Raw genomic sequence first — 23,416 nt, forward strand, 5'->3', positions numbered from 1 at the left:
CGCGCTCAAAGCTGGCCCAGTACCGGAGTGTCGACCTTGACCTCGGCATTCTGCCCGCGATGGCGCAGCAGGTGGTCCATCAACACGATGGCCATCATGGCTTCGGCGATGGGCGTGGCGCGGATGCCCACGCACGGGTCATGGCGGCCCTTGGTGATGACGTCCGCCGGCTGGCCGTGGACGTCGATCGAGCGACCCGGCGTGGTGATGCTGGACGTTGGCTTGAGGGCCAGGTGGGCAACGATCGGCTGGCCCGAGGAGATACCACCCAGCACACCCCCCGCATGGTTGCTGAGGAACCCTTCGGGCGTCATCTCGTCGCGGTGCTCGGTGCCGCGCTGGGCGACGCAGGCAAAACCGGCGCCGATTTCCACGCCCTTGACGGCGTTGATGCTCATCAAGGCATGGGCCAGCTCGGCGTCCAGGCGATCGAAGATCGGCTCGCCCAGCCCCGGCATGACGCCTTCGGCCACTACGGTGATCTTGGCGCCGACCGAATCCTGGTCGCGGCGCAGCTGGTCCATGTAGGCCTCCAGCTCCGGGACCTTGTCCGGATCGGGGCTGAAGAAGGCGTTGTCTTCCACGCCGTCCCAGCTTTTGAAAGCAATCGGGATCGGGCCCAGCTGGCTCATGTAGCCGCGGATCTGGATACCCTGGGTGGCCAGGTACTTCTTGGCGATCGCGCCTGCGGCCACGCGCATGGCCGTTTCGCGCGCCGAGCTGCGGCCACCGCCACGGTAGTCACGCTCGCCGTACTTGTGATGGTAGGTGTAGTCCGCGTGGGCCGGGCGAAACAGATCCTTGATCGCCGAGTAGTCCTTGGATTTCTGATCGGTATTGCGAATCAGCAGGCCAATGGAGGTACCGGTGGTACGCCCTTCGAACACCCCGGAAAGAATCTCGACTTCATCGGGCTCCTGACGCTGGGTCGTGTGCCGGCTGGTGCCCGGCTTGCGTCGATCGAGGTCGCGCTGCAGGTCGTCCACGGAAATTGCGAGCCCTGGCGGACAGCCGTCGACGATGGCGACCAGCGCCGGGCCATGGCTTTCGCCAGCGGTGGTGACAGTGAACAGCTTGCCGAAGGTATTGCCGGACATGCAGGGCGCTCCGCGAAATCAACCGAATCAGACAGAGAGCCAGTATACGCAGGGTCGACGGCCAGTTCATCCCTGAACCTTAGCCGGACGCCCCAGTCCAAAGCGCACTTCCCTCGATAGTGGCTCGATGATGTTGCAGATGACGTTCCGATTGGTGGCCTTGATACTGTTCGTCAGCAGCACCGCTGCGCTGGCCGCCACCCCTGATATTGCCAGGCGCCCGATCGAGCTGCAGACCGCTCAGGGCAAGCTGTACGGCTCGCAGCTGGTGCCCCGCGCGGATCGGCCGGTGCCGGTGGTGCTGATGATTTCCGGCTCCGGTCCGACCGACCGGGACGGCAACAATCCCGAGGCGGGTCGCAACGACAGCCTGAAGAAGCTCGCCTTGCTACTGGCGCAGAACAACATTGCCAGCGTGCGCTATGACAAACGCGGCGTGGCCACCGGACGCAAGGCTACCCCCGACGAGCGTGATCTGAGCGTGGCAGGCTACGTCGACGATGCCGTGGCCTGGAGCGCGCAGCTCAAGCGCGACCCGCGTTTCGGCCCGCTGATCATCCTGGGCCACAGCGAAGGTGCGCTGATCGCCACCCTGGCAGCGCCGCGCGCCAATGCCGATGCGGTGATTTCGCTGTCGGGCAGCGGTCGTCCCCTGGGCGAAGTGTTGCGCGAGCAGATCGGCGAACGCCTGCCAGCCGAACTGCAACCGCGCAGCTACCAACTGATCGAGCGGCTGGAAGCCGGGCAGTATGACCCGGACGTGCCCAAGCCCCTGCAGGTGTTGTTTCGCCCCAGCGTGCAGCCTTACCTGATTTCGCTGTTGCGCCAGGACCCTGCGCAGGCCTTCGCCGCCTTGAAGATCCCAGCCCTCATCGTGCAGGGCAGCAACGACATCCAGGTCGGGATTGGCGATGCGCAGGCACTGCAACGCGCCAAGCCCGATGCGCAGCTGGCGCTGATTCCTGGCATGAACCACGTGCTGCGTATCGTGCCGATGGACCTGCCTTCGCAACTCAAGTCGTATCGTGACCACAAACGTCCGCTGGCGGCGGAACTGGGTCAGGCAGTGGTGAAATTCATCGACGGGCTTTGACCCAACGCGCCAGGGGACCCATGGCAGCGTTCAAGAGTGGGCAGGCATGGCCGATACAAGGTCCGTGAAGAGGATCGCGCCATGACCGAACAAGCCCCGCCAGAAGCCATCGTCGAAGAACCTGCAGCGCCGCCGCGGCCGTGGGCCGAGGTGACCCCCGAGCAGTTCAGGATGCTGCGCCTGGCGCCCCTGCCCGCCGACCGGGCCAGTGGGCCGCGCCCCCTGCGCTTCGTGCAGTTCGGCATGGCCGAGCGCCACGACCCTGCCCTGAGCCTGATGCGCCTGGACATCCAGTTGCCCGGCCAGCGCGTGCGCAGCGAGCAGAACCGGTTGGATGTCTGGGTCGATCATCAGCTACGGCAAGTCAGCCTGGGCAGTGACGCAGGCCTGCAACTGGAACCGGTCAACCGTGGCCTGGGGCGCTTCGTCATGGCCCAAGCCGCCGCCTGGCTGCAGCGTCATTGGCCGCACTACACGTTGCAAGGCGCGGCGTTGTCGAGCAAGGAAGCGCTCCAGCCGGCCGGCCTGGATCGTCGTGATCACGCGCTGCGCACCCAAGGCTTGAACGTTGAATACGCAGACGTGCAACGCCTCAAGGGCCAGTACCACCCGATTGCCGTCAGCCAGTTGCTGAGTACCTGGAACGTGGAGAAAGTGCAGGTGGTCGAGGTGCTGGCGGCCAGCGAGATGCTGCAGATGGCCGAGCAGCAGTTGCAGGAGATGGAGTTGAAGTTGCACGGCCAGCAGGAACGTATCGGTAAATTCTCGCGCGAGGAAAGCGGCCTGCGTTTCACCATCGCCTGCCTGATTGCATTCGCCGTGTTCCAGGCCGCGCTGCTGATCTGGATCGCCACCCACCGTTGACAGCGGCACTCGCAAAAACTGTGTGGGAGCGGGCTCTGCCCGCGAAGGCGTCACTGCGGTATCGAGCCAAACCGCTGCAGACGTTCGCGAGCGCAACCCGCTCTACAGTTCATGCGTTTTCAGATACGCGAAGCGAACAACGCCTGATGCTCACGGCACTGTGCCGCGCTGAGCATGAACACGCCATGCCCGCCGCGCTGGAACTCCAGCCAGTTGAAGTCCACTTCCGGGTAGAGCGCCTCGACGTGCACCTGGCTGTTGCCGACCTCGATGATCAACAGGCCTCTGTCGTTGAGGTGATCAGCCGCCTCGGCCAGCATGCGCCGCACCAGGTTCAGGCCGTCGTCGCCACAGGCCAGGCCCAGTTCGGGTTCGTGCTGGTACTCGGCGGGCATGTCGGCGAAGTCCTCGGCATCGACATAGGGCGGGTTGCACACGATCAAGTCGAAACGCTGCCCCGGCAACCCTTCGAAACCATCGCCCTGCACCGTATAGACACGCTCTTCCTGGCCATGCCGCTCGATGTTCTGGTTGGCCACCTCGAGCGCCTCGAACGACAGGTCGGCCAGCACTACTTCGGCGTCCTGGAAAACGTCGGCGCAGGCGATGCCGATGCAGCCCGAACCGGTACACAGGTCGAGGATGCGCGCTGGCGGCTGGCTCAGCCAGGGCTCGAAGCTGTTCTCGATCAGCTCGCCGATCGGTGAACGTGGCACCAGCACCCGCGCATCGACAATGAAAGACATGCCGCAGAACCAGGCCTCGCCGATCAGGTAGGCGGCCGGCACGCGCTCTTCCATGCGCCGCTTGAGCAGGTGCTGCACACGCACGATCTCGTCGTCTTCCAGGCGGCAATCCAGGTAGCTGTCGGCGATTTCATAGGGCAGGTTCAACGCCCCCAGCACCAACAGACGGGCTTCGTCCCAGGCGTTGTCGGTACCGTGGCCGAAGAACAGCTCTTCGCCATGAAAACGGCTGACGGCCCAACGGATGTGGTCGCGCACGGTGCGCAAGCGGGAAGTGATCACAAAAGCTCCTCGGTCGAATCAAGCCGGAATATTAACAGAGGCCCGTGGGTGATTTTCGCGATGTTCGCTCAATCCGATTCACAGAACGGCTCGAGCAGAGGACAATGCGGCAAAAGCCCTAGCCAAAGGAGCCCCAGATGTCCGTTCCAAAGACGATGTTCCAACTCAGTGGCCGCGGTTTCCCGCCCACCCGGATCGCCAACGCCAGCCTGATCATCATCGATGCGCAGAAGGAATACCTCAGTGGCGACCTGGCCCTGTCGGGCATGGACGATGCGCTGGCCAACATCGCCAGCCTGGTAGCTGCGGCGCGTGCGGCCAAGCGGCCGGTGGTGCATATCCGCCATCTGGGCACCGTTGGCGGGCTGTTTGACCCCCAGGGCCGGCGCGGCGAGTTCATCGAAGGTTTCGAACCGCAGGGCGACGAAGCCGTGGTCGAGAAGCGCATGCCCAATGCCTTCAACAACACCGGGCTGCACGAGCTCCTGCAGAGCTATGGCCACTTGGACCTGATCGTCTGCGGATTCATGAGCCACTCCAGCGTCAGCACCACCGTGCGTGCATCCAAGGACTACGGTTATCGCTGCACCCTGGTGGCCGACGCCTGCGCGACCCGCGATCTGCCCCAGGGCGATGGCGTGCTTGCCGCGGCCAAGGTCCAGGAAGCTGAAATGGCCATCATGCGTGACAACTTCGCCGCGGTTGCCATGACCGGCGACTTGCTCTGACCCCCAGCCGGCCCGATCGCCACCGAGGAATCAATGAAGTCATCCCATGGTTTCAATGCGCGCAGACTCAGGAAACGTGCTACCGGTGGCTGGCGCTATCGGCTGGGCGCGGGGCTGGGCGCCGTGCTGCTGACCCTTGGCTTGTTGTTGGCGATGGCCGGCGTCGCCACCCTGCTGGGGCATCCGCCGCAGATAATCGGGCTGGACACCACCACCAGCGGCGCGGCCATACTCGCTGGCATGGGGCTGCTGGTGCTTTATCTTGGCCTGTGGCTCTGGCGCCGCAGCCGCCGTGGAATGCGCCGCAGCCGTGAACTCGGCCTGGCCCCGCACCTGATGAAAAAGCACGATTGAGTCGCGTAGACTAGCGCTCCCGTGGTGGAGACCTTCATGCAAGACGACGAATTTTCCCTGTTCAAGGACCAGATGCGCGGCGTGCGGCGCATCCAGCACGATCGCGCCGACACCGGCAGGCCGAAAGCCGACAAGCTCAAGCTGCAGGCACTGCGCCAGGCAGCCACGGTGGGTACCCAGGGCACGACGGTCGACGGGCTGTCCGATCAGTTCGTCATCGACGTCGGCCCCGAGGACGACCTGCACTGGGCGCGCGACGGCGTCCAGGAAAGCCAGATGCGCAAGCTCAAGGTCGGCCAGATTCCCTTCGAAGGCAGCCTCGACCTGCACGGCATGACGGTGGAGAAAGCCCGCGAAACGCTCTGGGCATTCCTCGCCGAAGCCATCCGTTTCGAAATCCGCTGCGTGCGCGTGACCCATGGCAAGGCGGTGCGCCTGGACGGCAAGCGGCCGATGATCAAGAGCCACGTCAACACCTGGCTGCGTCAGCACACGCAGGTGCTGGGTTTCACCTCCTGCCAGCCACGCCATGGCGGCGCCGGCGCGGTGTACGTGATGCTCAAGCGCACCATGCTCGAAGGCCGCGACGAATAACGCTTCGCTTGCACCCGTGCGAGCGGAGCCGTACCCTTCGCGTCTGCGAAATATTCCCCACAGGTTTGATCATGTCCCTGGAACAGAACTACACCGAGATCCTTGGCCAACTCGGCGAGGACGTTAACCGCGAAGGCCTGCTCGACACGCCCAAACGCGCCGCCAAAGCCATGAAGTACTTGTGCCGCGGCTACGAGCAGACTCTCGATGAAGTCACCAACGGTGCGCTGTTCAGCTCCGACGCGAGCGAAATGGTCCTGGTCAGGGATATCGAACTCTATTCGTTGTGCGAGCATCATCTGCTGCCGTTCATTGGGCGTGCGCACGTCGCCTACATTCCCAGCGGCAAGGTGCTCGGGCTGTCCAAGGTGGCGCGTATCGTCGACATGTACGCTCGCCGCCTGCAGATCCAGGAAAACCTGGGCCGGCAGATCGCCGATGCGGTGCAGCAGGTCACTGGTGCACTGGGTGTCGCCGTGGTCATCGAAGCCAAGCACATGTGCATGATGATGCGTGGCGTCGAGAAGCAGAATTCTTCGATGATCACGTCGGTGATGCTGGGCGAGTTCCGCGACAACGCGGCGACCCGCAGCGAATTTCTCAGCCTGATCAAGTAAGCCGTACCCCAACCTCGAGGGCTGCCACATGTTGATGAAAGCGTTGCGTATCGGACTGGGCCAGGTGATCGTGGCGGGCGACCTGCTCACCCGCCCACCGCGTCGCAAGCGCAGCCCCGAAGCACAGGCCGAGGTCGACCGCGCCGCCAGCGGGCTGACGCTCTATCAGTTCCACGCCTGCCCGTTCTGCGTGAAGACCCGCCGCACCCTGCACAAGCTCAATGTGCCGGTACCCCTGCGCGACGCGAAGAACGACTCGGTGGCGCGAGATACCCTGCTGGCCGAGGGTGGCAAGATCAAGGTGCCCTGCCTGCGTATCGAGGAGGCCGGCAAGGTCACCTGGATGTACGATTCCAAAGTGATCATCGATTACCTGAACACCCGCTTCGCGGCAGCCTGAGTGCTGTCGCCCAGCTGTATCGCCGATTGATCGCGCCGCTGTACCGCATGCGCCTGTACACCTTGGCTTACCCTTGACCGACGCTGCTCAGGACAAGGATCGGACCGCCATGCCCAACCCCACCACCGTCGCCCCGCTGCGTCCGCTGGCCGATACGGCGCCATCTGCCGTGGTGGCCGGTTTCATCGCCATGATGACCGGCTACACCAGCTCGCTGGTCCTGATGTTCCAGGCCGGCCAGGCCGCCGGCCTGACCACCGCGCAGATATCCTCGTGGATCTGGGCACTGTCGATCGGCATGGCGGTGTGCAGCATCGGTCTCTCGCTGCGCTACCGCACCCCCATCACGGTCGCCTGGTCGACACCGGGCGCGGCCCTGCTGATCACCAGCCTGGGCGGCGTGAGTTACCCCGAAGCCATCGGCGCGTTCATCACCTGCGCGGTGCTGGTCACGATCTGCGGCCTGACCGGCAGTTTCGACCGCCTGCTCAAGCGCCTGCCGGCTTCGCTGGCCGCAGCGCTGCTGGCCGGTATCCTGTTCAAGATCGGCAGCGAGATATTCGTCGCCGCGCAGCATCGCACAGCCCTGGTGCTGTGCATGTTCTTCACCTACCTGATGGTGAAACGGCTGTCGCCGCGCTATGCGGTGCTGGCGGCGCTGGTCATCGGCACGCTGGTTTCCGGCGCGCTCGGCCTGCTCGATTTCAGCCATTTCAGCCTGCAGGTCGCCGTGCCGCAGTGGACCACGCCGTCCTTTTCCCTGGCCGCGACCATCAGCATCGGCATCCCCCTGTTCGTGGTGGCCATGACCTCGCAGAACATGCCGGGTATTGCCGTACTGCGCGCCGATGGCTATCAGGTAGCGGCCTCGCCACTGATTTCGGTGACAGGTATCGCCTCGTTGCTGATGGCGCCGTTCGGCTCGCATGGGGTCAACCTGGCGGCCATCAGCGCGGCCATCTGCACGGGCCCGCATGCCCACGAAGACCCTGCGAAACGCTATACCGCGGCGGTCTGGTGCGGCGTGTTCTATGCAATTGCCGGCACGTTCGGCGCCACCCTGGCAGCGCTGTTCGCCGCCCTGCCCAAAGAGCTGGTGCTGTCGATCGCCGCACTGGCGTTGTTCGGCTCCATCATCAATGGCCTGACCCAGGCCATGAGCGAGCCGAAGGAGCGCGAGGCCGCTTTGGTGACATTCATGGTCACCGCCTCGGGCCTGACGCTGTTTTCGGTAGGCTCGGCGTTCTGGGGGATCATTGCCGGCGTACTGACGTTGCTGATTCTCAACGCGGGCAAGCTCAGCCGTTGATCTGCGCAACCACATCGGCCAACGCCTGGGCTGGATCGACAGCCTGGCTGATCGGACGCCCGATCACCAGGTAATCGGAACCCGCATCCAGCGCCTGGCGGGGTGTGAGGATGCGCCGCTGGTCATCCTGGGCACTGCCGGCCGGGCGAATGCCTGGGGTTACCAGCTGCAGGGCCGGGTGGGCTGCCTTCAAGGCCTGCGCTTCCAGCGCCGAACAGACCAGACCATCCATGCCGGCTTTTTGCGCCAGCGCCGCCAGGCGCAATACCTGCTCCTGCGGCTCGATGTCCAGGCCAATGGCGGCAAGGTCTTCACGCTCCATGCTGGTCAACACGGTGACGCCGATCAGCAATGGCTTGGCGCCAGAGCGCTGTTCCAGCACCTCGCGGCAAGCCGTCATCATGCGCAGGCCACCGGAACAGTGGACGTTGACCATCCACACGCCCATTTCGGCAGCAGCCTTGACGGCCATGGCGGTGGTGTTCGGGATATCGTGGAATTTCAAGTCCAGGAACACCTCGAAGCCCTTGGCGTTCAAGGTTTCGACGATGCCCGAGGCGCTGCTGGTGAACAGCTCCTTGCCCACCTTGACCCTGCACAGCTTGGGATCCAGTTGATCGGCCAGCTTCAGGGCCGCTTCGCGGGTCGGGTAATCCAGGGCGACGATGATGGGAGTCTGGCAGACGGACATGGCGGGTTCTCGGAGGCAGGTCGAAATCGGCGCGCATTGTAGCGGATTTTGCCCGGTCGCGGGCGCCCTGCACAGCCACCACCACCGGCTCGAAGCAACGCCCCGGCGCGATCGCCAAGGGCTATGATGGAACCACTGCGACCCACTGTCGCTCCAACCTTCACAAGCGCCGCGCATTCTCGGCGCACCGCGCAAGGAGTGTCCCATGCCCTGGTATGCCTGGTTGATATTGTTGGTGGCCATCGGCTCGATCGTCGGTGGCTTGATGGTGCTCAAGCAAAGTGCCCAGAAGCTGCCATTGACCGATGAGCAGCTCAAGAAAGTGCACGAACGCAACGCCGAAATGGATGCGAAGGACGCACGCAACCGCTGACAGACGCGTGAAGTCCCGAGTGCGCCGGCACTTGGGACGCTCTGTCGGCAGGCCGAAGCTTATCCCCTGAAAACATGCATGAGCCTGTGCATAACCTGGGTGCAATGCCCTGCAGGCCACGGCCCGCAAGCGTTTTCACGGCCTGCTCAAAAAACGAGCTGTTTCAAGGGTTTATGCACATTCGGCGTGCACCTGCCTGTGGATAAGCTTGGGAGAACAGGCCGCAGGCCACGTACCGCAAGGCTTTGCCGACCTTGATCAATTTATGATCAGTGAATATCGCCGCCCCATCCATTACGCGCCGCACTCCTGATGGCCTCGAGCAGCATGGCGAACGCCGGATTGTCGTTGTTCTCGCGCCAGATGAGATGCAGTTCGCTCTGCACGCCCTCGCCCAGATCGATATCGCGAAACACCACGTTCTTGAACACCACGCTGGTGGCGCAACGTGGCACCAGCGCAACGCCCATGCCGGCATTGACCAGCGCCAGAATGGTCAGCGATGAACCCAGCCACTGCACGTATTGCGGGGTCACCTGAGCCGAACGCAGCATTCCGGTGAGCAGCTCGTTGAACGGCGGATAGGCCGAGTGCGAGTACATCAGGAACGGCTGGCCGTCCAGATCCTGCACGCGCACCACGCCTGCGTCGGCCAGCGGGTGCCCGGCCGGGGTAGCCAGGACGAACGGCTCACGCACCAGGCATTCGGTCAGGTAGCCGCTGTCGAGCAACGGTGCGCGCGCGATGCCCAGATCGATACGCCGGGCACGCAAGGCTTCGTGTTGCTGGTAGGTGTTCATTTCCGACAGGTCGATCTTCACTTGCGGCTGCTTGAGCCGCGCCTCGGCGATGACCTTGGGCAGGAATTCGTACACTGCGCTGCCGACGAAGGCGATATTCACCGAGCCGATATCGCCCTCGGCAAAACGCCTGGCCGACACCGCCGCTTGCTGCGCTCGCTCCAGCAGGTTTTGCGCCTCGACGAAAAAAGCCCGGCCGGCCGCGGTGAGTGCCACGCTGCGCGTGCTGCGGGTGAACAGTTCCACGCCCAGGTGATGCTCCAGCAGTTGAATCTGCCGACTCAAGGGCGGCTGGGTCATGTTGAGGCGTTCGGCGGCGCGGCGGAAATTGAGTTCCGTGGCCACGGTGGTGAAGCAACGGAGCTGGCTGAGTTCGAACATTGATTCAACCTCGGTATCAATCAAGTGCCAACTTGAATTGGACTGAAACAATACCCCAAGTTCATGATCGAGCCCTCCAAGAAAAAAATAACCATCGGAGTCGCCCTTGAACGTTCAATCCGGTGCCATCGACCCCAGCGTGCTCGCCAGCGCGGTGGCCAAGGTCAAGCGGCATGTGCTGCCACTGTTCGTCGTAATGTTCATCGTCAATTACATTGACCGGGTGAACATCGGTTTCGTCCGCACCCACATGGAAACCGATCTGGGTATCGGTGCCGCCGCCTATGGCCTGGGTGCAGGTCTGTTCTTCGTTGGCTACGCACTGTTCGAAGTGCCCTCCAACATGCTCCTGCAACGCTTCGGTGCCCGCGCCTGGCTTACGCGGATCATGTTCACCTGGGGCCTGGTGGCCATGGGCATGGCCTTCGTACAGGGCGAAACCAGCTTCTACGTCATGCGCTTTTTGCTCGGTGTCACCGAAGCGGGCTTCTATCCCGGCGTGCTCTACTACTTCACCCAATGGCTGCCGGCCAGCGAGCGCGGCAAGGCCATGGCGATCTTCCTCAGTGGTTCGGCCATCGCTTCGATCATCTCCGGACCCATCACCGGCGCCCTGTTGAGCGTGACCGGGCTGGGCCTGCATGGCTGGCAGTGGATGTTTCTGATCGAGGGCGGCGCTTCGGTGGCGCTGTGCGGGTTCGTCTACTACTGGTTGCAGTCGCACATCCACGAAGCCGAGTGGCTCACCGCTACCGAGCAGACGACCCTGAGCCGCGTCATCGCCGACGAGCAACGTGCCCGTGAAGCCGAGCACGTGGTCAAGCCGTCGATATTCAAGTTGCTCGCCGACACCCAGATCCTGGTGTTCTGCTTCATCTTCTTTTCGGTGGCCCTGACCATCTACGGCGCCACGTTCTGGCTGCCCAGCATGATCAAGAAGATGGGCAACGTGTCCGACTTCGAAGTGGGCCTGTTCAACTCCATTCCCTGGATCATTTCGATTGCCGCCATGTACGGCTTCGCGGCCCTGGCTGCGCGCTTCAAGCATCAGCAGGCGTGGGTGGCAACGACCTTGCTGATCGCAGCCGCAGGCATGTTCATGTCGACCTACGGCGGCCCGGTGTTCGCCTTCGTTGCCATCTGTTTTGCAGCGGTAGGTTTCAAGGCCGCCTCGGCGTTGTTCTGGCCGATCCCGCAAGCCTATCTGGACGCACGCATCGCTGCCGCCGTGCTGGCCCTGATCAACTCGGTGGGCAACCTGGGCGGCTTCGTCGCCCCGACCGTGTTCGGTTTTCTGGAAGAGAAGACCGGGTCGATCCAGGGCGGCCTGTATGGCCTGGCCGCCACCTCCGTGCTGGCCGCGATCGTGGTGTTTTTCGCCCGCACCCGACCCCGCGGGCAGAAGCCCGATGACAAGCCGCTGCAACCTGCCGCCGCGCACTGACAAGGAACGCCCCGCCAGGCGGGGCCTGCATCCCGAGGAGAATGCCTGTGAAGATCAAACGCGTAACCGTTACCCCGATCGCTTTCCGCGACCCGCCGCTGCTCAATGCCAGCGGCATCCACGAACCCTATGCCTTGCGCTCGATCATCGAGGTGGAGAGCGACAACGGCTATGTGGGGCTGGGCGAAAGCTACGGCGACGCACCGGCGCTGGCCATTCAGATGGCCATCAAGGACCAACTGCCAGGCCTGGACCCGTTCAACCTCAACGGTCTGCGCCAGATCGTCGCAAGCACTGTCGCCAGGCACAAGCCGGCCAGCGTGAGCGGCGCCGAGTTGGCACCGGGCTCCCATGCCAGCAAGGCGGTCACCAATGCCTATTCGGCATTCGAGGTGGCGTTGCTCGACCTGCAGGCGCATTCGCTGAACCGCCCGCTGGTGGATCTGCTCGGTGGCGCGGTGCGTGACGAAGTGCCATTCAGTGCCTACCTGTTTTTCAAGTACGCCGAGCACGTCGACTCGCCCTACCCTGCAGACAATTGGGGCGAGGCCTTGAACGAGGAGCAGATCGTCGCCCAGGCCAGGCGCATGATCGAGCAGTATGGTTTCAAGAGCATCAAGCTCAAGGCCGGCACCCTTGAACCCGAGCGTGAAGTGGCGTGCATTCTGGCCCTGAAGAAAGCCTTCCCCGACCACCCGCTGCGCATCGACCCCAACGGCAACTGGTCGCTGGAAACGTCGATCCGCATGGCCGAACTGCTCGGCGACAGCCTGCAATACTATGAGGACCCCTGCCCCGGGCTGGACGGCATGGCCGAGTTGCACAAGCGCACCGGGCTGCCCCTGGCGACCAACATGGTGGTGACCGACTTCGCCGAGTTCCGCCGCAGCGTCGAGCGCAACAGTGTGCAGATCGTGCTTGCCGACCATCACTACTGGGGTGGCTTGCGCGATACCCAAGTGTTGGCGAGCATGTGTCACACCTGGGGCCTGGGCGTGTCCATGCACTCGAACTCTCACCTGGGCATCAGCTTGATGGCCATGGCCCATGTGGCGGCGTCGGTGCCGAACCTGGATTACGCCTGTGACACGCACTATCCGTGGCAGGAGCCGGATGAAGAAGTGATCAAGGGCGGCAAGCTGCCCATCGTCGACGGGTGTGTGAAGATCAACAAGACACCGGGGCTGGGGCTGGAACTGGATCGCGATCAGCTGGGCATGCTGCATGAGCAGTTTCTGCGCTGCGGGATTCGTTCTCGCGACGATGTGCGGCAGATGGCCAAGTACAAGCCAGACTGGAAGGCCGTGAAGCCACGGTTTTGAGTTTTGGGGGAGTGATCCGAAGGCCTCTTCGCGGGTAGATGGCTCGCCCGCGAATGTTTCAGCCACTCGGAAACCCGTCTTTTGCATCTGCCGATATTCGGATTTCCGAACGAAGCTTTCGCTCCTCATCCCCTGCTACATGCCCAACCTCCCCAGCCGGCTTGGCTGCGAGCCACATCCCTGCCTTTGGCACGACTCATGCTCTACACTCTTCAACGAAGCCGGTAACTACCCAGCCGCCGGATTTCGCCGTACCCCGAGGGCCTGCGGGCTCGATAAAAAAAACAAAGTCGAGGATTCATTGATGCGTATCGTTCCAAAACTCCTGAGCGCCGCCATTGCCGCCGCGCTGATCAGTACTCCAGCATTGGCTGCCGAACTCACCGGCACTCTGAAGAAAATCAAGGATTCGGGCACCATCACCCTCGGTCACCGCGACGCATCCATCCCCTTCTCGTACATCGCCGATGCGTCCGGCAAGCCGGTCGGCTACTCGCACGACATCCAGCTCAAGGTAGTCGAGGCCCTGAAAAAGGACCTCGACATGCCCGACCTGAAGGTCAAGTACAACCTGGTGACGTCGCAGACCCGTATCCCACTGGTCCAGAACGGCACCATCGACCTGGAATGCGGTTCCACCACCAACAACGCCGAACGCGCCCAGCAGGTCGATTTCTCCGTAGGCATTTTCGAGATCGGCACCCGTCTGCTGAGCAAGAAGGATTCCTCCTACAAGGATTTCGACGACCTGAAAGGCAAGAACGTCGTCACCACCGCCGGTACCACCTCCGAGCGCATCCTCAAGTCCATGAACGCCGACAAGCAGATGGGCATGAACATCGTCTCGGCAAAAGACCATGGCGAGTCCTTCCAGATGCTCGAATCGGGCCGCGCCGTCGCCTTCATGATGGACGACGCCCTGCTCGCCGGCGAAATGGCCAAGGCCAAGAAGCCCACCGACTGGGAAGTCACCGGCACGCCGCAGTCCTATGAGATCTACGGCTGCATGGTGCGCAAGGGTGACGAGCCGTTCAAGAAAGCGGTCGACGACGCGATCAAGGCCACCTTCGCTTCCGGCGACATCAACGGCATCTACGACAAGTGGTTCAGCCAGCCGATTCCGCCAAAGGGCCTGAACCTGGGCTTCCCCATGAGCGACGAGCTCAAGGCGCTGATCGCCAACCCCAACGACAAGCCGGCTCCCGACAAGAAGTCGTAAGCACCACCCTGCCTTCACTCGAGCGCCGCCCGGCGTTCGAGTGAAAGCCTGTGCCCGTGAATCAATTTCCGAGGGGTATTCCCCATGAATTACAACTGGGACTGGAGCGTCTTCTTCAAGTCCACTGGCGTCGGCAGCGAGATCTACCTGGATTGGTACATCTCCGGCCTGGGCTGGACCATCGCCATTGCCGTGGTCGCCTGGATCATCGCCCTGCTGCTGGGCTCCGTGCTGGGTGTCATGCGCACCGTACCGAGCCGCTGGGTTTCGGGCATCGCGACCTGCTACGTCGAACTGTTCCGCAACGTGCCGTTGCTGGTGCAGCTGTTCATCTGGTATTTCCTGGTCCCCGACCTGCTGCCCGAAGGCATGCAGGAGTGGTACAAGCAGGACCTCAACCCGACTACCTCGGCATTCCTCAGCGTAGTGGTGTGCCTGGGCCTGTTCACCGCGGCGCGTGTCTGCGAGCAGGTGCGTACCGGTATTCAGGCGCTGCCCCACGGTCAGGAATCGGCCGCCAGGGCAATGGGCTTCCGCCTGCCGCAGATCTACTGGAACGTGCTGTTGCCGCAGGCCTACCGCATCATCATTCCACCGCTTACCTCCGAATTCCTCAACGTGTTCAAGAACTCGTCGGTGGCATCGTTGATCGGCCTGATGGAATTGCTGGCGCAAACCAAGCAGACCGCGGAGTTCTCGGCCAACCTGTTCGAGGCCTTCACCCTGGCCACGCTGATCTACTTCACCCTGAACATGAGCCTGATGCTGTTGATGCGCGTGTTCGAGCGCAGACTCGCCGTGCCTGGGCTGATCTCCCTGGGAGGTAAATGATGGACTTCAGTGGAATCATTCCGGCGCTGCCCGGCATGTGGAACGGCATGGTCATGACCTTGCAGCTGATGGTGCTGGGCGTCATCGGCGGCATTGCCCTGGGCACGATACTGGCCTTGATGCGCCTGTCATCGAACAAGCTGCTGTCGCGCTTCGCCGGTGCCTACGTCAACTACTTCCGCTCCATTCCGTTGCTGCTGGTCATCACCTGGTTCTACCTGGCGGTGCCTTTCGTGCTGCGCTGGATCACCGGCGAAGACACCCCGGTCGGTGCCTTCACCTCGTGCCTCGTGGCGTTCATGATGTTCGAGGCCGCGTACTTCTGTGAAATCGTGCGGGCCGGCGTGCAGTCCATCTCCAAGGGCCAGATGGGTGCCGCGCAAGCGCTGGGCATGAACTACGGTCAGACCATGCGCCTGATCATCCTGCCCCAGGCGTTCCGCAAGATGACCCCGCTGCTGCTGCAGCAGAGCATCATCCTGTTCCAGGACACTTCGCTGGTCTACACCGTGGGCCTGGTGGACTTTCTCAACTCGGCGCGCGCCAGCGGCGACATCATTGGCCGGGCCAACGAATTCCTGATCTTCGCCGGCGTGGTGTACTTCCTCATCAGCTTCAGCGCCTCCCTTCTGGTCAAGCGTCTGCAAAAAAGGTTAGCCGTATGATCTCCATCAAGAATATCAACAAGTGGTATGGCGACTTCCAGGTGCTCACCGATTGCAGCACCGACGTCAAGAAAGGTGAAGTGGTCGTGGTGTGCGGGCCTTCGGGTTCGGGCAAGTCGACCCTGATCAAGTGCGTGAATGCGCTGGAGCCTTTCCAGAAAGGCGACATCGTGGTCGACGGCACGTCCATCGCCGATCCCAAGACCAATCTGCCCAAGCTGCGTTCGCGCGTGGGCATGGTGTTCCAGCACTTCGAGCTGTTTCCGCACCTGACCATCACCGAAAACCTGACCATCGCGCAGATCAAGGTGCTGGGCCGCAGCAAAGAAGAAGCCACCAAAAAGGGCCTGCAGTTGCTCGAACGCGTCGGCCTTTCCGCCCACGCCCACAAGCATCCCGGCCAGTTGTCCGGCGGCCAGCAGCAGCGCGTGGCGATTGCCCGCGCCCTGGCCATGGACCCTGTGGTCATGCTGTTCGACGAGCCGACTTCGGCGCTCGACCCGGAAATGGTCAACGAAGTGCTCGACGTGATGGTGCAGCTGGCCCACGAAGGCATGACCATGATGTGCGTGACCCACGAAATGGGTTTTGCCCGCAAGGTGGCCAACCGGGTGATCTTCATGGACCAGGGACAGATCGTCGAAGACTGCCCCAAGGAAGAATTCTTCGGCGATGTCAGCGCGCGGTCCGATCGCGCCCAGCAGTTCCTCGCCAAGATCTTGCAGCACTGATGACCGGCCGTCCTGCGCCCGCACTGCCGGGCGCAGGACGCTGGCTGCATGAAGGCGACTGTGATGAAATGCCTGCCCGCCACAAAGCCTGACCTGATCGTGAAGCCCCGCCTGATTCGACAATTGTTCCTGCCGCCGCTGATCCTGCTGTTGACGCTGGGCCTGGGCTACGTGGGTTTTCTGGTCAGCGAGCACAACAGCATTCGCGCCCTGAGCGAAAACGGCGAACGGCAGCTTGAACTGCACGCGCGCGCCGTCGAAAGCGAAATCACCAAGTACACCTACCTGCCCAGCCTGCTGGAACTCGAGGACAGTGTCTCGACCCTGCTCAACGAGCCCGACGGCGAGCACCGCCAGGCGGTCAACGATTACCTGGAAGGCCTCAATCGGCGCAGCCGCAGCCGCGCCATCTACGTGCTCGACACCACCGGCCGTGTACAGGCCACCAGCAACTGGCGCGATGCCGACAGTTTTCTCGGTGAGGACCTGTCATTCCGCGGTTATTTCCAGGCCGCCATTCGCGGCCAGCCCGGGCGTTTCTACGGCATCGGCAGCACCACCGGCGAGCCCGGCTACTTCCTCGCCCACGGCCTGGAGGAGCACGGCAAGCTGATCGGCGTGGCCGTGATCAAGGTGCGCCTGGAAGCACTGGAAGAGCGCTGGCAGAAGGCTCGCCTGGAGGCCTTCGTCAGCGACGAGAACGGCATCATCATTCTTTCCAGCGATCCGGCGCGGCGCCTGAAGTCGGTGCGTCCGTTGACCCCGGAAATCAAGGAACGCCTCGCGCGCAGCCTGCAGTACTACTGGTGGCCGCTCAACGAGCTCGAACCGCTCGCTCGCCAGCGTCTGGCCGATGGGGTGGAGTTGCTCACCTTCACGACCCACACCGACAAGCCGGGCAAGGACATCGACGTCACCTACCTGTCGCAGTCGCGGCGCCTGGCCGACACGCCCTGGCGGTTCACGCTGCTGACCTCCATGCAGGACCTGCGGCACGAAGCCATCGTGCAGGGCGTGCTCGTAGCCGTGGCCTTTGCCCTGCTAGCGTTCTTGCTGATTGCCTGGAACGAGCGACGCAAGGTGCTGGCCACCCGCCTTGCCGCCCGTGAAGCGCTGGAGCAGGCCAACAGCCATCTGGAGCGGCGCATCGCCGAACGTACCCAGGACCTGCGCGCCAGCAACGAACGCCTCAAGGGCCAGATTCGCGAACGCCGCCAGGCCGAGGAAACCCTGCGCAAGGCCCAGGACGAGCTGGTGCAGGCAGGCAAGCTGGCCGCCATCGGCCAGATGTCCACCAGTATCGCCCACGAACTCAATCAACCGCTGGCAGCCTTGCGCACCCTGTCGGGCAATACCGTGCGCTTTCTGGAACGCGGTGCGCTGGACACGGCCAGCACCAATCTGAGCACCATGAATGAACTGATCGACCGCATGGGGCGCATCACCGCCAGCCTGCGCTCTTTCGCCCGCCGCGGCGACGACAAGGGCCAGGCCAGCCTGGGCAAGGCGCTGGACGGTGCGCTGCAGGTGCTCGCCAGTCGCATCGAGGCCAGTGGCCTGAACGTGCAGCGCAACTGCAGCGAAATGCAGCTGGCTATCGACCAGACCCGCCTGGAACAGATTCTGGTCAACCTGATCGGCAACGCCCTGGATGCCACTGCCGGCCAGCCGCAGCCCACGCTCTGGCTGGACGGCCGCATGGAGGGTGAGCGCTACGCCGTGCAGGTGCGCGACAACGGCCACGGCATCGACGTCGAGACCCGCAAGCATCTGTTCGAGCCCTTTTTCACCACCAAGCCCGGCGATCACGGGCTGGGGCTGGGGCTGACCCTGTCGGCCAGCCTGGCGGCGGCCGCCGGTGGCAACCTGGCCGTCGAGCACCCCGCCGACGGTGGCACCACTTTCATTCTCAGCCTGCCGCTTGCGGCAGCGTCGCCCAGCGAGTCGCCATGAACGCCCTGACCGTCCTGATCGTCGAAGACGACCCCCACGTACTGCTCGGCTGCCAGCAGGCCCTGGCGCTGGAAGACATTCCCAGCCAGGGCGTGGCCAGCGCCGAGGCCGCGCTGGCCTGCATCGGCGACGACTTTGCCGGCATCGTGGTCAGCGATATCCGCCTGCCCGGCATGGACGGCCTGGAACTGCTGAGCCAGCTGAAGGCGCGTGACCCCAGCCTGCCCGTGGTGCTGATCACCGGCCACGGCGATATTTCCATGGCCGTGGGGGCCATGCGCAGCGGCGCCTATGACTTCATGGAGAAGCCCTTCTCGCCCGAGCGTCTGGTGGACGTGGTGCGCCGCGCGCTGGAGCGACGCGGGCTGGCGCGCGAGGTCAGTTCGCTGCGCCGGCAATTGGCCGAACGCAGTTCGCTGGAAGGCCGCATCATTGGCCGCTCGCCCGCCATGCACAATCTGCGCGAGCTGATCGCCAACGTCGCCGACACCTCGGCCAACGTGTTGATCGAGGGTGAAACCGGGACCGGCAAGGAACTGGTCGCCCGCTGCCTGCACGATTTCAGCCGGCGCCAGCCACAGCCATTCGTGGCGCTCAATTGCGGCGGCCTGCCGGAACAGCTGTTCGAAAGCGAGATATTCGGCCATGAGGCCAATGCCTTCACCGGCGCCGGCAAGCGTCGCATCGGCAAGATCGAGCATGCCGACCAGGGCACGCTGTTTCTCGACGAAGTGGAAAGCATGCCGATACCGCTGCAGATCAAGCTGCTGCGGGTACTGCAGGAGCGCACACTGGAACGCCTGGGGTCGAACCAGAGCATTGCCGTCGACTGTCGCCTGATCGCCGCCACCAAGGCCGACCTGGACGCGTTGAGCCGACAGAACCAGTTCCGCAGCGACCTGTATTACCGCCTCAACGTGGTGACGCTGGAACTGCCGCCGCTGCGCGAGCGCCGTGAAGACATTCTCGAGCTGTTCGAGCATTTCCTGCAGATGGCCGCGCTGCGCTTCGACCGTGAGCCGCCCGAGCTCGATGCACCAACCTTGTCGCGCCTGATGAGCCATGACTGGCCCGGCAACGTCCGCGAGCTACGCAACGTGGCCGAGCGCTACGCACTGGGTTTGCCGGCCTTCAAGAAAAACGGTGCAGCCACCGTGGTCAGCCTGGGCTTTTCCGAAGCGGTGGAAGCGTTCGAGCGCAACCTGCTGACCGAGGCCCTGCAGCGCACGGCAGGCAATCTGAGCCAGGCCAGCCTGGAGCTGGGCATGGCCAAGACCACTCTGTTCGACAAGGTCAAGAAATACGGGCTGAACTGAGATAGGTGATTGGCTTGCGGGCCTCTTCGCGGGCGCTGCACTGTCCCACAAGCGTTTGGGCTAAACGAAGCCCCTGTAGGAGCGGGCTCTGCCCGCGAAGAGGCCCTCCCCGACACCCAGTCAGCTACAACCCCGCCAACACCCCCTCGCGCTGGCGCTGCTGCGCCAGGTAAGGCAGCACCGCACCCAGCAGCGGCGCCTTGAAGGCTTCCTGGAAACGATGCGCCAACCCCGGTATGAGCCGTAACTGACTGCCTTGGATATGCGCCGCCAGATGCACCCCGTGCATCACCGGCAACAACGGATCGGCCGTGCCGTGCACCACCAGTGTCGGCACCCGCAGGCGATTGAGCAGCGCCACCCGGCTGGGCTCGGCAAGAATCGCCAGGATCTGCCGCTGCACCCCTTGCGGATTGAACGCCCGATCGTATGACAGCTGTGCCTGATGCAGCAATTCGGCGCGGTCGTCGGCGACCTGCGGGCTGCCCAGCGCCGCCAGCAAATCGGCCTGCTGCTCCAGTGCCAGTTCACGGTTCGGCGCGCTGCGCTTGGCCAGCAATTGCAGCAACGCCGGGCGCGGCTCGGGCAGGCCCGGCGCACCCGAGCTGGACATGATCAAGGTCAGGCTCTGCACCCGCTGCGGCGCACGATCGGCCAGACGCTGAGCGATCATTCCACCCATGCTGGCGCCCAGCACGTGAAAACGCTGCACCTGCAGGGCGTCCATCAGCCCCAGTGCGTCGTCGGCCATGTCGGTCAGGCTGTACGGGGCCGACACCGCCAAGCCCAGCTTGTAGCGCAGCACCTCGAATGTGAGGTTGGCCGACGGCGGCGCCTGTGACCAGGTGGACAGGCCGACATCGCGATTATCGAAGCGAATCACTCGAAAGCCCTGCTCACAGAGGGCACTGACCACCTCGTCGGGCCAGTCGATCAACTGTCCACCCAGCCCCATTACCAGCAACAGCGCAGGGTCCTGCGCACGTCCGATACTTTGATAGGCCAGGCTGACCTGAGCCAGCGGAGCGTGTTGAAGCGGAACATCGACATCGCAGCGCGCAGCTGCAAAAACCCACTGCCCGCACAGCAGCGCGGCCAGGAACACCAATAGACGCATGACTTACACCAGAACGCAGAACCCCATTGAGGCGCAAGTCTGATGACTTTTCATGCAGCGCGCTGCCACAGTTCTGTGACCGTTTGATGAACTCCGCCATACGGTCTTCCGTCCGATCTCAGGCCAGCCGCTGACGGGCCTGGCGCGCCGCCGCCACCATGTTGATCAGCGCCGCTTCGGTTTCGGGCCAGGCACGGGTCTTCAACCCGCAATCAGGGTTGACCCACAGCCGTTCGGCCGGGATCCGTGCTGCGGCCAGGGTCAACAGGCGCAGCATCTGCTCGGTGTCAGGCACGTGCGGTGAATGGATGTCGTATACCCCCGGACCCATGTCGTTGGGATAGTCGAAGGCCTCGAACGCCTCCAGCAGCTCCATGTCCGAGCGCGACGTCTCGATGGTAATCACATCGGCATCCATGGCTGCGATGGCCTGGATCACGTCGTTGAATTCGCTGTAGCACATGTGCGTATGAATCTGCGTGGCATCGGCCACGCCACTGGAGCACAGGCGGAACGCCTGCACGGCCCACTCCAGATAGGCTGGCCACTGCGCTCGGCGCAGAGGCAGGCCCTCGCGAAATGCCGCTTCGTCGATCTGGATGATGCGTACCCCCGCGCGCTCCAGGTCCTGCACTTCGTCGCGAACCGCCAGGGCCAACTGCCGCGCCTGGACTTCCCGGGGCAGGTCTTCGCGGGCGAACGACCATGCCAGCAAGGTCACCGGGCCGGTCAGCATGCCCTTGACCCACTTGGCCGTCTGCCGCTGGGCGTAAGTGATCCAGTCCACGGTCATGGCGTGGTCGCGGCTGATGTCGCCGTAGATGACCGCAGGCTTGACGCAGCGCGAGCCATAGCTCTGCACCCAGCCGAACCGCGTCAGCAGATAGCCGTCCAGTTGCTCGGCGAAGTATTCCACCATGTCGTTGCGCTCGGCCTCGCCGTGCACCAGCACATCCAGGCCCAGGCGCTCCTGGACCTGGATCGCATGACGAATCTCGCAATGCATGGCATCGGTGTAGTCGTTGGCCGAGAGCTTGCCGGCCTTGTAGGCCTGACGGGCCAGACGAATCGACGCGGTTTGCGGGAAGGAACCGATGGTGGTGGTGGGAAACGCCGGCAGGCGCAATTGCGCGCGCTGGACTTCGATGCGCGCGGCGAAGGCCGACGGCCGCCGACAGTCGGCGGCCGTGACCGCAGCCAGACGCGCTTGCACGGCAGGCTTGTGAATGCGCGGCGACTGCAGCCGGCTGGCCTGAACCGCCTGGCTCTGTGCCAGGGCCTGGCGTACCTGCGCAGCATCGGGCGTGTTCAGCGCCTGGCCAAGTACGGCGATCTCCTCGCACTTCTGCACGGCGAAGGCCAGCCAGCCCTTGAGTTCGGCATCGAGCCGGTCCTCGCGGCGCACATCGACCGGGCTGTGCAGCAGCGAGCACGAGCTTGCGACCCACAGGTTGGCACCAAAGCGCTCGCGGGCCTGGTGCAGCGACGCCAGTGCCTGCGCCAGATCGCAGCGCCAGACGTTGCGACCGTTGACCACTCCGAGCGACAGCACCTTGTAGGTCGGCAGACGGTCGAGCACGGCAGGCAGCTGTTCGGGTGCACGCACTAGGTCGACGTGCAGGCCGTCCACCGGCAGGCCCACCGCCAGGCCAAGGTTATCGTCGAGGCCGCCAAAGTAGGTCGCCAGCAGCTTCTTGAGCGGCGAATACTGAAGGATGTAATAAGCGCGCTCGAACGCGTTCTTCCATTCCTGGGGCAGATCCAGACACAAGATCGGTTCGTCGATCTGCACCCACTCGACGCCCTGCCTGGCCAGGCGCGAGAGGATTTCACCGTACACCGGCAGCAGTCGTTCGAGCAGATCGAGCTTGTCGAAGGGCTGGCCCTTGGTCTTGCCCAGCCACAGGTAGGTGAGCGGCCCGATCAGCACCGGCTTGACCTTGTGCCCCAGGGCGATGGCCTCGTCGACTTCCTCGAACAATTGCTCCCAGCTGAGCAGGAAGCGCTGGTCGGCGCTGAACTCGGGCACCAGGTAGTGATAATTGGTATCGAACCACTTGGTCAGCTCCAGTGCGTGCTGCGCCTGGCCTGCTTCGCCGTTGCAGCAGGTGTGGGCACCGCGGGCCATGGCGAACAGGGTATCGAGCGTGGGCCGGCCGTCGCTGCCCAGGGCCTTGGCGAATCGACTGGGCACCGCGCCGAAGGCCAGCGAATGGGCGAGCATCTGGTCATACCAGGCAAAGTCGCCCACCGGCAGCAACTCGACACCGGCCTGCGCCTGCAGCTGCCAGTGACGGGCACGCAGCTCGCGCCCTGCAAGGCGCAGCCCAGCCTGGTCGATGTCGCCTTTCCAATACGCTTCGAGCGCCTTCTTCAGTTCGCGGTCGGCGCCGATGCGAGGAAAGCCGAGGGTGTGGGCCAGTGCCATGGGTGCAGCTCCTTGTAAATGATGGCGCCATTGTCGACAACCTGGGCAACATGAGACAAAC

Annotated in this window: 23 protein-coding genes; 17 read left to right on the top strand and 6 right to left on the bottom strand. The window is 63.6% G+C overall.

Annotated elements, in window-relative coordinates; all coding sequences use genetic code 11:
• Positions 1–5: 5 nt before the first annotated feature.
• The gene (gene aroC / locus IFT80_RS18415) at positions 6–1,097 is read right to left on the bottom strand and encodes a chorismate synthase (RefSeq protein ID WP_122476314.1); all 1,092 of its coding nucleotides are present in this window, start codon (positions 1,095–1,097) and stop codon (positions 6–8) included.
• A 139-nt stretch (positions 1,098–1,236) separates the two neighbouring features.
• On the opposite strand from aroC, the gene IFT80_RS18420 reads away from it, so the two are divergent.
• Positions 1,237–2,190 (top strand): alpha/beta hydrolase, encoded by a 954-nt coding sequence (locus IFT80_RS18420; RefSeq protein WP_244647019.1) that lies wholly within the window; start codon positions 1,237–1,239, stop codon positions 2,188–2,190.
• An 81-nt stretch (positions 2,191–2,271) separates the two neighbouring features.
• Complete coding sequence (locus IFT80_RS18425) at positions 2,272–3,054, top strand: hypothetical protein (RefSeq protein ID WP_192138055.1); 783 nt, start codon at positions 2,272–2,274, stop codon at positions 3,052–3,054.
• A gap of 119 nt (positions 3,055–3,173) precedes the next feature.
• On the opposite strand, the gene prmB is transcribed toward IFT80_RS18425, so the two are convergent.
• The gene (gene prmB / locus IFT80_RS18430; RefSeq protein ID WP_122476320.1) at positions 3,174–4,082 is read right to left on the bottom strand and encodes a 50S ribosomal protein L3 N(5)-glutamine methyltransferase; all 909 of its coding nucleotides are present in this window, start codon (positions 4,080–4,082) and stop codon (positions 3,174–3,176) included.
• 137 nt (positions 4,083–4,219) lie between these two features.
• Here prmB and IFT80_RS18435 point away from each other — a divergent pair, with 137 nt between their 5' ends.
• The 6 genes from IFT80_RS18435 (at position 4,220) to IFT80_RS18460 (ending at position 8,084) form a co-directional block, all read left to right on the top strand.
• Positions 4,220–4,810, top strand: a complete 591-nt coding sequence (locus IFT80_RS18435; RefSeq protein ID WP_122476322.1) for a cysteine hydrolase family protein — start codon at positions 4,220–4,222, stop codon at positions 4,808–4,810.
• A gap of 33 nt (positions 4,811–4,843) precedes the next feature.
• Positions 4,844–5,164, top strand: a complete 321-nt coding sequence (locus IFT80_RS18440) for a hypothetical protein (protein ID WP_192138056.1) — start codon at positions 4,844–4,846, stop codon at positions 5,162–5,164.
• A gap of 36 nt (positions 5,165–5,200) precedes the next feature.
• Positions 5,201–5,758, top strand: a complete 558-nt coding sequence (locus tag IFT80_RS18445; protein ID WP_192138057.1) for a Smr/MutS family protein — start codon at positions 5,201–5,203, stop codon at positions 5,756–5,758.
• 71 nt (positions 5,759–5,829) lie between these two features.
• Positions 5,830–6,375, top strand: a complete 546-nt coding sequence (folE, locus tag IFT80_RS18450; RefSeq protein ID WP_122476328.1) for a GTP cyclohydrolase I FolE — start codon at positions 5,830–5,832, stop codon at positions 6,373–6,375.
• A 28-nt stretch (positions 6,376–6,403) separates the two neighbouring features.
• Positions 6,404–6,775 (top strand): glutaredoxin family protein, encoded by a 372-nt coding sequence (locus tag IFT80_RS18455; protein WP_192138058.1) that lies wholly within the window; start codon positions 6,404–6,406, stop codon positions 6,773–6,775.
• 109 nt (positions 6,776–6,884) lie between these two features.
• A complete protein-coding gene (locus tag IFT80_RS18460; protein ID WP_192057908.1) occupies positions 6,885–8,084 on the top strand; it encodes a benzoate/H(+) symporter BenE family transporter in 1,200 nt (399 codons plus the stop codon).
• On the opposite strand, the gene pyrF is transcribed toward IFT80_RS18460, so the two are convergent.
• Positions 8,074–8,775: an orotidine-5'-phosphate decarboxylase gene (gene pyrF, locus IFT80_RS18465; protein ID WP_192138059.1), complete on the bottom strand. Its 702-nt coding sequence runs from the start codon at positions 8,773–8,775 to the stop codon at positions 8,074–8,076. The two genes, IFT80_RS18460 and pyrF, sit on opposite strands and share 11 nt — an antisense overlap.
• Positions 8,776–8,980: 205 nt before the next feature.
• Between pyrF and IFT80_RS18470 the strand changes: the two genes are divergently transcribed.
• Complete coding sequence (locus IFT80_RS18470) at positions 8,981–9,148, top strand: DUF2897 family protein (RefSeq protein WP_084139696.1); 168 nt, start codon at positions 8,981–8,983, stop codon at positions 9,146–9,148.
• Between the two features lie 269 nt (positions 9,149–9,417).
• Here IFT80_RS18470 and IFT80_RS18475 read toward each other — a convergent pair whose 3' ends face one another.
• Complete coding sequence (locus tag IFT80_RS18475; protein ID WP_122476336.1) at positions 9,418–10,329, bottom strand: LysR substrate-binding domain-containing protein; 912 nt, start codon at positions 10,327–10,329, stop codon at positions 9,418–9,420.
• Between the two features lie 139 nt (positions 10,330–10,468).
• On the opposite strand from IFT80_RS18475, the gene IFT80_RS18480 reads away from it, so the two are divergent.
• The 8 genes from IFT80_RS18480 (at position 10,469) to IFT80_RS18515 (ending at position 19,810) form a co-directional block, all read left to right on the top strand.
• On the top strand, positions 10,469–11,773 hold the full coding sequence (locus IFT80_RS18480; protein WP_192138146.1) for an MFS transporter: 1,305 nt from the start codon (positions 10,469–10,471) through the stop codon (positions 11,771–11,773).
• A gap of 47 nt (positions 11,774–11,820) precedes the next feature.
• Positions 11,821–13,095, top strand: a complete 1,275-nt coding sequence (locus tag IFT80_RS18485) for a glucarate dehydratase (RefSeq protein ID WP_192138060.1) — start codon at positions 11,821–11,823, stop codon at positions 13,093–13,095.
• 304 nt (positions 13,096–13,399) lie between these two features.
• A complete protein-coding gene (locus tag IFT80_RS18490; RefSeq protein WP_122476338.1) occupies positions 13,400–14,314 on the top strand; it encodes a glutamate/aspartate ABC transporter substrate-binding protein in 915 nt (304 codons plus the stop codon).
• Positions 14,315–14,398: 84 nt separating this feature from the next.
• Positions 14,399–15,145: an amino acid ABC transporter permease gene (locus tag IFT80_RS18495; protein ID WP_122476340.1), complete on the top strand. Its 747-nt coding sequence runs from the start codon at positions 14,399–14,401 to the stop codon at positions 15,143–15,145.
• Positions 15,142–15,810, top strand: coding sequence for an amino acid ABC transporter permease (locus IFT80_RS18500; RefSeq protein WP_192138061.1), 669 nt, complete (start codon positions 15,142–15,144; stop codon positions 15,808–15,810). Before IFT80_RS18495 ends, IFT80_RS18500 begins: the two co-directional genes overlap by 4 nt.
• Positions 15,807–16,541 carry an amino acid ABC transporter ATP-binding protein gene (locus tag IFT80_RS18505; protein WP_122476344.1) on the top strand — a complete coding sequence of 245 codons (735 nt, stop codon included), beginning with the start codon at positions 15,807–15,809 and terminating at the stop codon, positions 16,539–16,541. The genes IFT80_RS18500 and IFT80_RS18505 overlap by 4 nt, the downstream gene beginning before the upstream one ends.
• A 63-nt stretch (positions 16,542–16,604) precedes the next feature.
• Positions 16,605–18,494 (top strand): sensor histidine kinase, encoded by a 1,890-nt coding sequence (locus tag IFT80_RS18510; protein ID WP_192057902.1) that lies wholly within the window; start codon positions 16,605–16,607, stop codon positions 18,492–18,494.
• Positions 18,491–19,810, top strand: coding sequence for a sigma-54-dependent transcriptional regulator (locus tag IFT80_RS18515; RefSeq protein ID WP_122476348.1), 1,320 nt, complete (start codon positions 18,491–18,493; stop codon positions 19,808–19,810). The genes IFT80_RS18510 and IFT80_RS18515 overlap by 4 nt, the downstream gene beginning before the upstream one ends.
• A gap of 124 nt (positions 19,811–19,934) precedes the next feature.
• Here the strand turns inward: IFT80_RS18515 and IFT80_RS18520 are convergent, their stop codons facing one another.
• Positions 19,935–20,927 carry an alpha/beta fold hydrolase gene (locus IFT80_RS18520; RefSeq protein WP_122476350.1) on the bottom strand — a complete coding sequence of 331 codons (993 nt, stop codon included), beginning with the start codon at positions 20,925–20,927 and terminating at the stop codon, positions 19,935–19,937.
• A 118-nt stretch (positions 20,928–21,045) separates the two neighbouring features.
• Positions 21,046–23,355 (bottom strand): 5-methyltetrahydropteroyltriglutamate--homocysteine S-methyltransferase, encoded by a 2,310-nt coding sequence (metE, locus tag IFT80_RS18525; RefSeq protein WP_192138062.1) that lies wholly within the window; start codon positions 23,353–23,355, stop codon positions 21,046–21,048.
• Between the last annotated feature and the right edge of the window lie 61 nt (positions 23,356–23,416).

This window comes from Pseudomonas sp. CFBP 8771 (assembly GCF_014841695.1).
GTDB lineage: Bacteria > Pseudomonadota > Gammaproteobacteria > Pseudomonadales > Pseudomonadaceae > Aquipseudomonas > Aquipseudomonas baltica.

Coding starts and splice junctions, on each gene's coding strand:
- aroC (WP_122476314.1), bottom strand. CDS start 1,097: ATGTCCGGCAATACCTTCGGCAAGCTGTTCACTGTCACCACCGCTGGC.
- IFT80_RS18420 (WP_244647019.1), top strand. CDS start 1,237: ATGACGTTCCGATTGGTGGCCTTGATACTGTTCGTCAGCAGCACCGCT.
- IFT80_RS18425 (WP_192138055.1), top strand. CDS start 2,272: ATGACCGAACAAGCCCCGCCAGAAGCCATCGTCGAAGAACCTGCAGCG.
- IFT80_RS18435 (WP_122476322.1), top strand. CDS start 4,220: ATGTCCGTTCCAAAGACGATGTTCCAACTCAGTGGCCGCGGTTTCCCG.
- IFT80_RS18440 (WP_192138056.1), top strand. CDS start 4,844: ATGAAGTCATCCCATGGTTTCAATGCGCGCAGACTCAGGAAACGTGCT.
- IFT80_RS18445 (WP_192138057.1), top strand. CDS start 5,201: ATGCAAGACGACGAATTTTCCCTGTTCAAGGACCAGATGCGCGGCGTG.
- folE (WP_122476328.1), top strand. CDS start 5,830: ATGTCCCTGGAACAGAACTACACCGAGATCCTTGGCCAACTCGGCGAG.
- IFT80_RS18455 (WP_192138058.1), top strand. CDS start 6,404: ATGTTGATGAAAGCGTTGCGTATCGGACTGGGCCAGGTGATCGTGGCG.
- IFT80_RS18460 (WP_192057908.1), top strand. CDS start 6,885: ATGCCCAACCCCACCACCGTCGCCCCGCTGCGTCCGCTGGCCGATACG.
- pyrF (WP_192138059.1), bottom strand. CDS start 8,775: ATGTCCGTCTGCCAGACTCCCATCATCGTCGCCCTGGATTACCCGACC.
- IFT80_RS18470 (WP_084139696.1), top strand. CDS start 8,981: ATGCCCTGGTATGCCTGGTTGATATTGTTGGTGGCCATCGGCTCGATC.
- IFT80_RS18475 (WP_122476336.1), bottom strand. CDS start 10,329: ATGTTCGAACTCAGCCAGCTCCGTTGCTTCACCACCGTGGCCACGGAA.
- IFT80_RS18490 (WP_122476338.1), top strand. CDS start 13,400: ATGCGTATCGTTCCAAAACTCCTGAGCGCCGCCATTGCCGCCGCGCTG.
- IFT80_RS18495 (WP_122476340.1), top strand. CDS start 14,399: ATGAATTACAACTGGGACTGGAGCGTCTTCTTCAAGTCCACTGGCGTC.
- IFT80_RS18500 (WP_192138061.1), top strand. CDS start 15,142: ATGATGGACTTCAGTGGAATCATTCCGGCGCTGCCCGGCATGTGGAAC.
- IFT80_RS18505 (WP_122476344.1), top strand. CDS start 15,807: ATGATCTCCATCAAGAATATCAACAAGTGGTATGGCGACTTCCAGGTG.
- IFT80_RS18510 (WP_192057902.1), top strand. CDS start 16,605: ATGAAATGCCTGCCCGCCACAAAGCCTGACCTGATCGTGAAGCCCCGC.
- IFT80_RS18515 (WP_122476348.1), top strand. CDS start 18,491: ATGAACGCCCTGACCGTCCTGATCGTCGAAGACGACCCCCACGTACTG.
- IFT80_RS18520 (WP_122476350.1), bottom strand. CDS start 20,927: ATGCGTCTATTGGTGTTCCTGGCCGCGCTGCTGTGCGGGCAGTGGGTT.
- metE (WP_192138062.1), bottom strand. CDS start 23,355: ATGGCACTGGCCCACACCCTCGGCTTTCCTCGCATCGGCGCCGACCGC.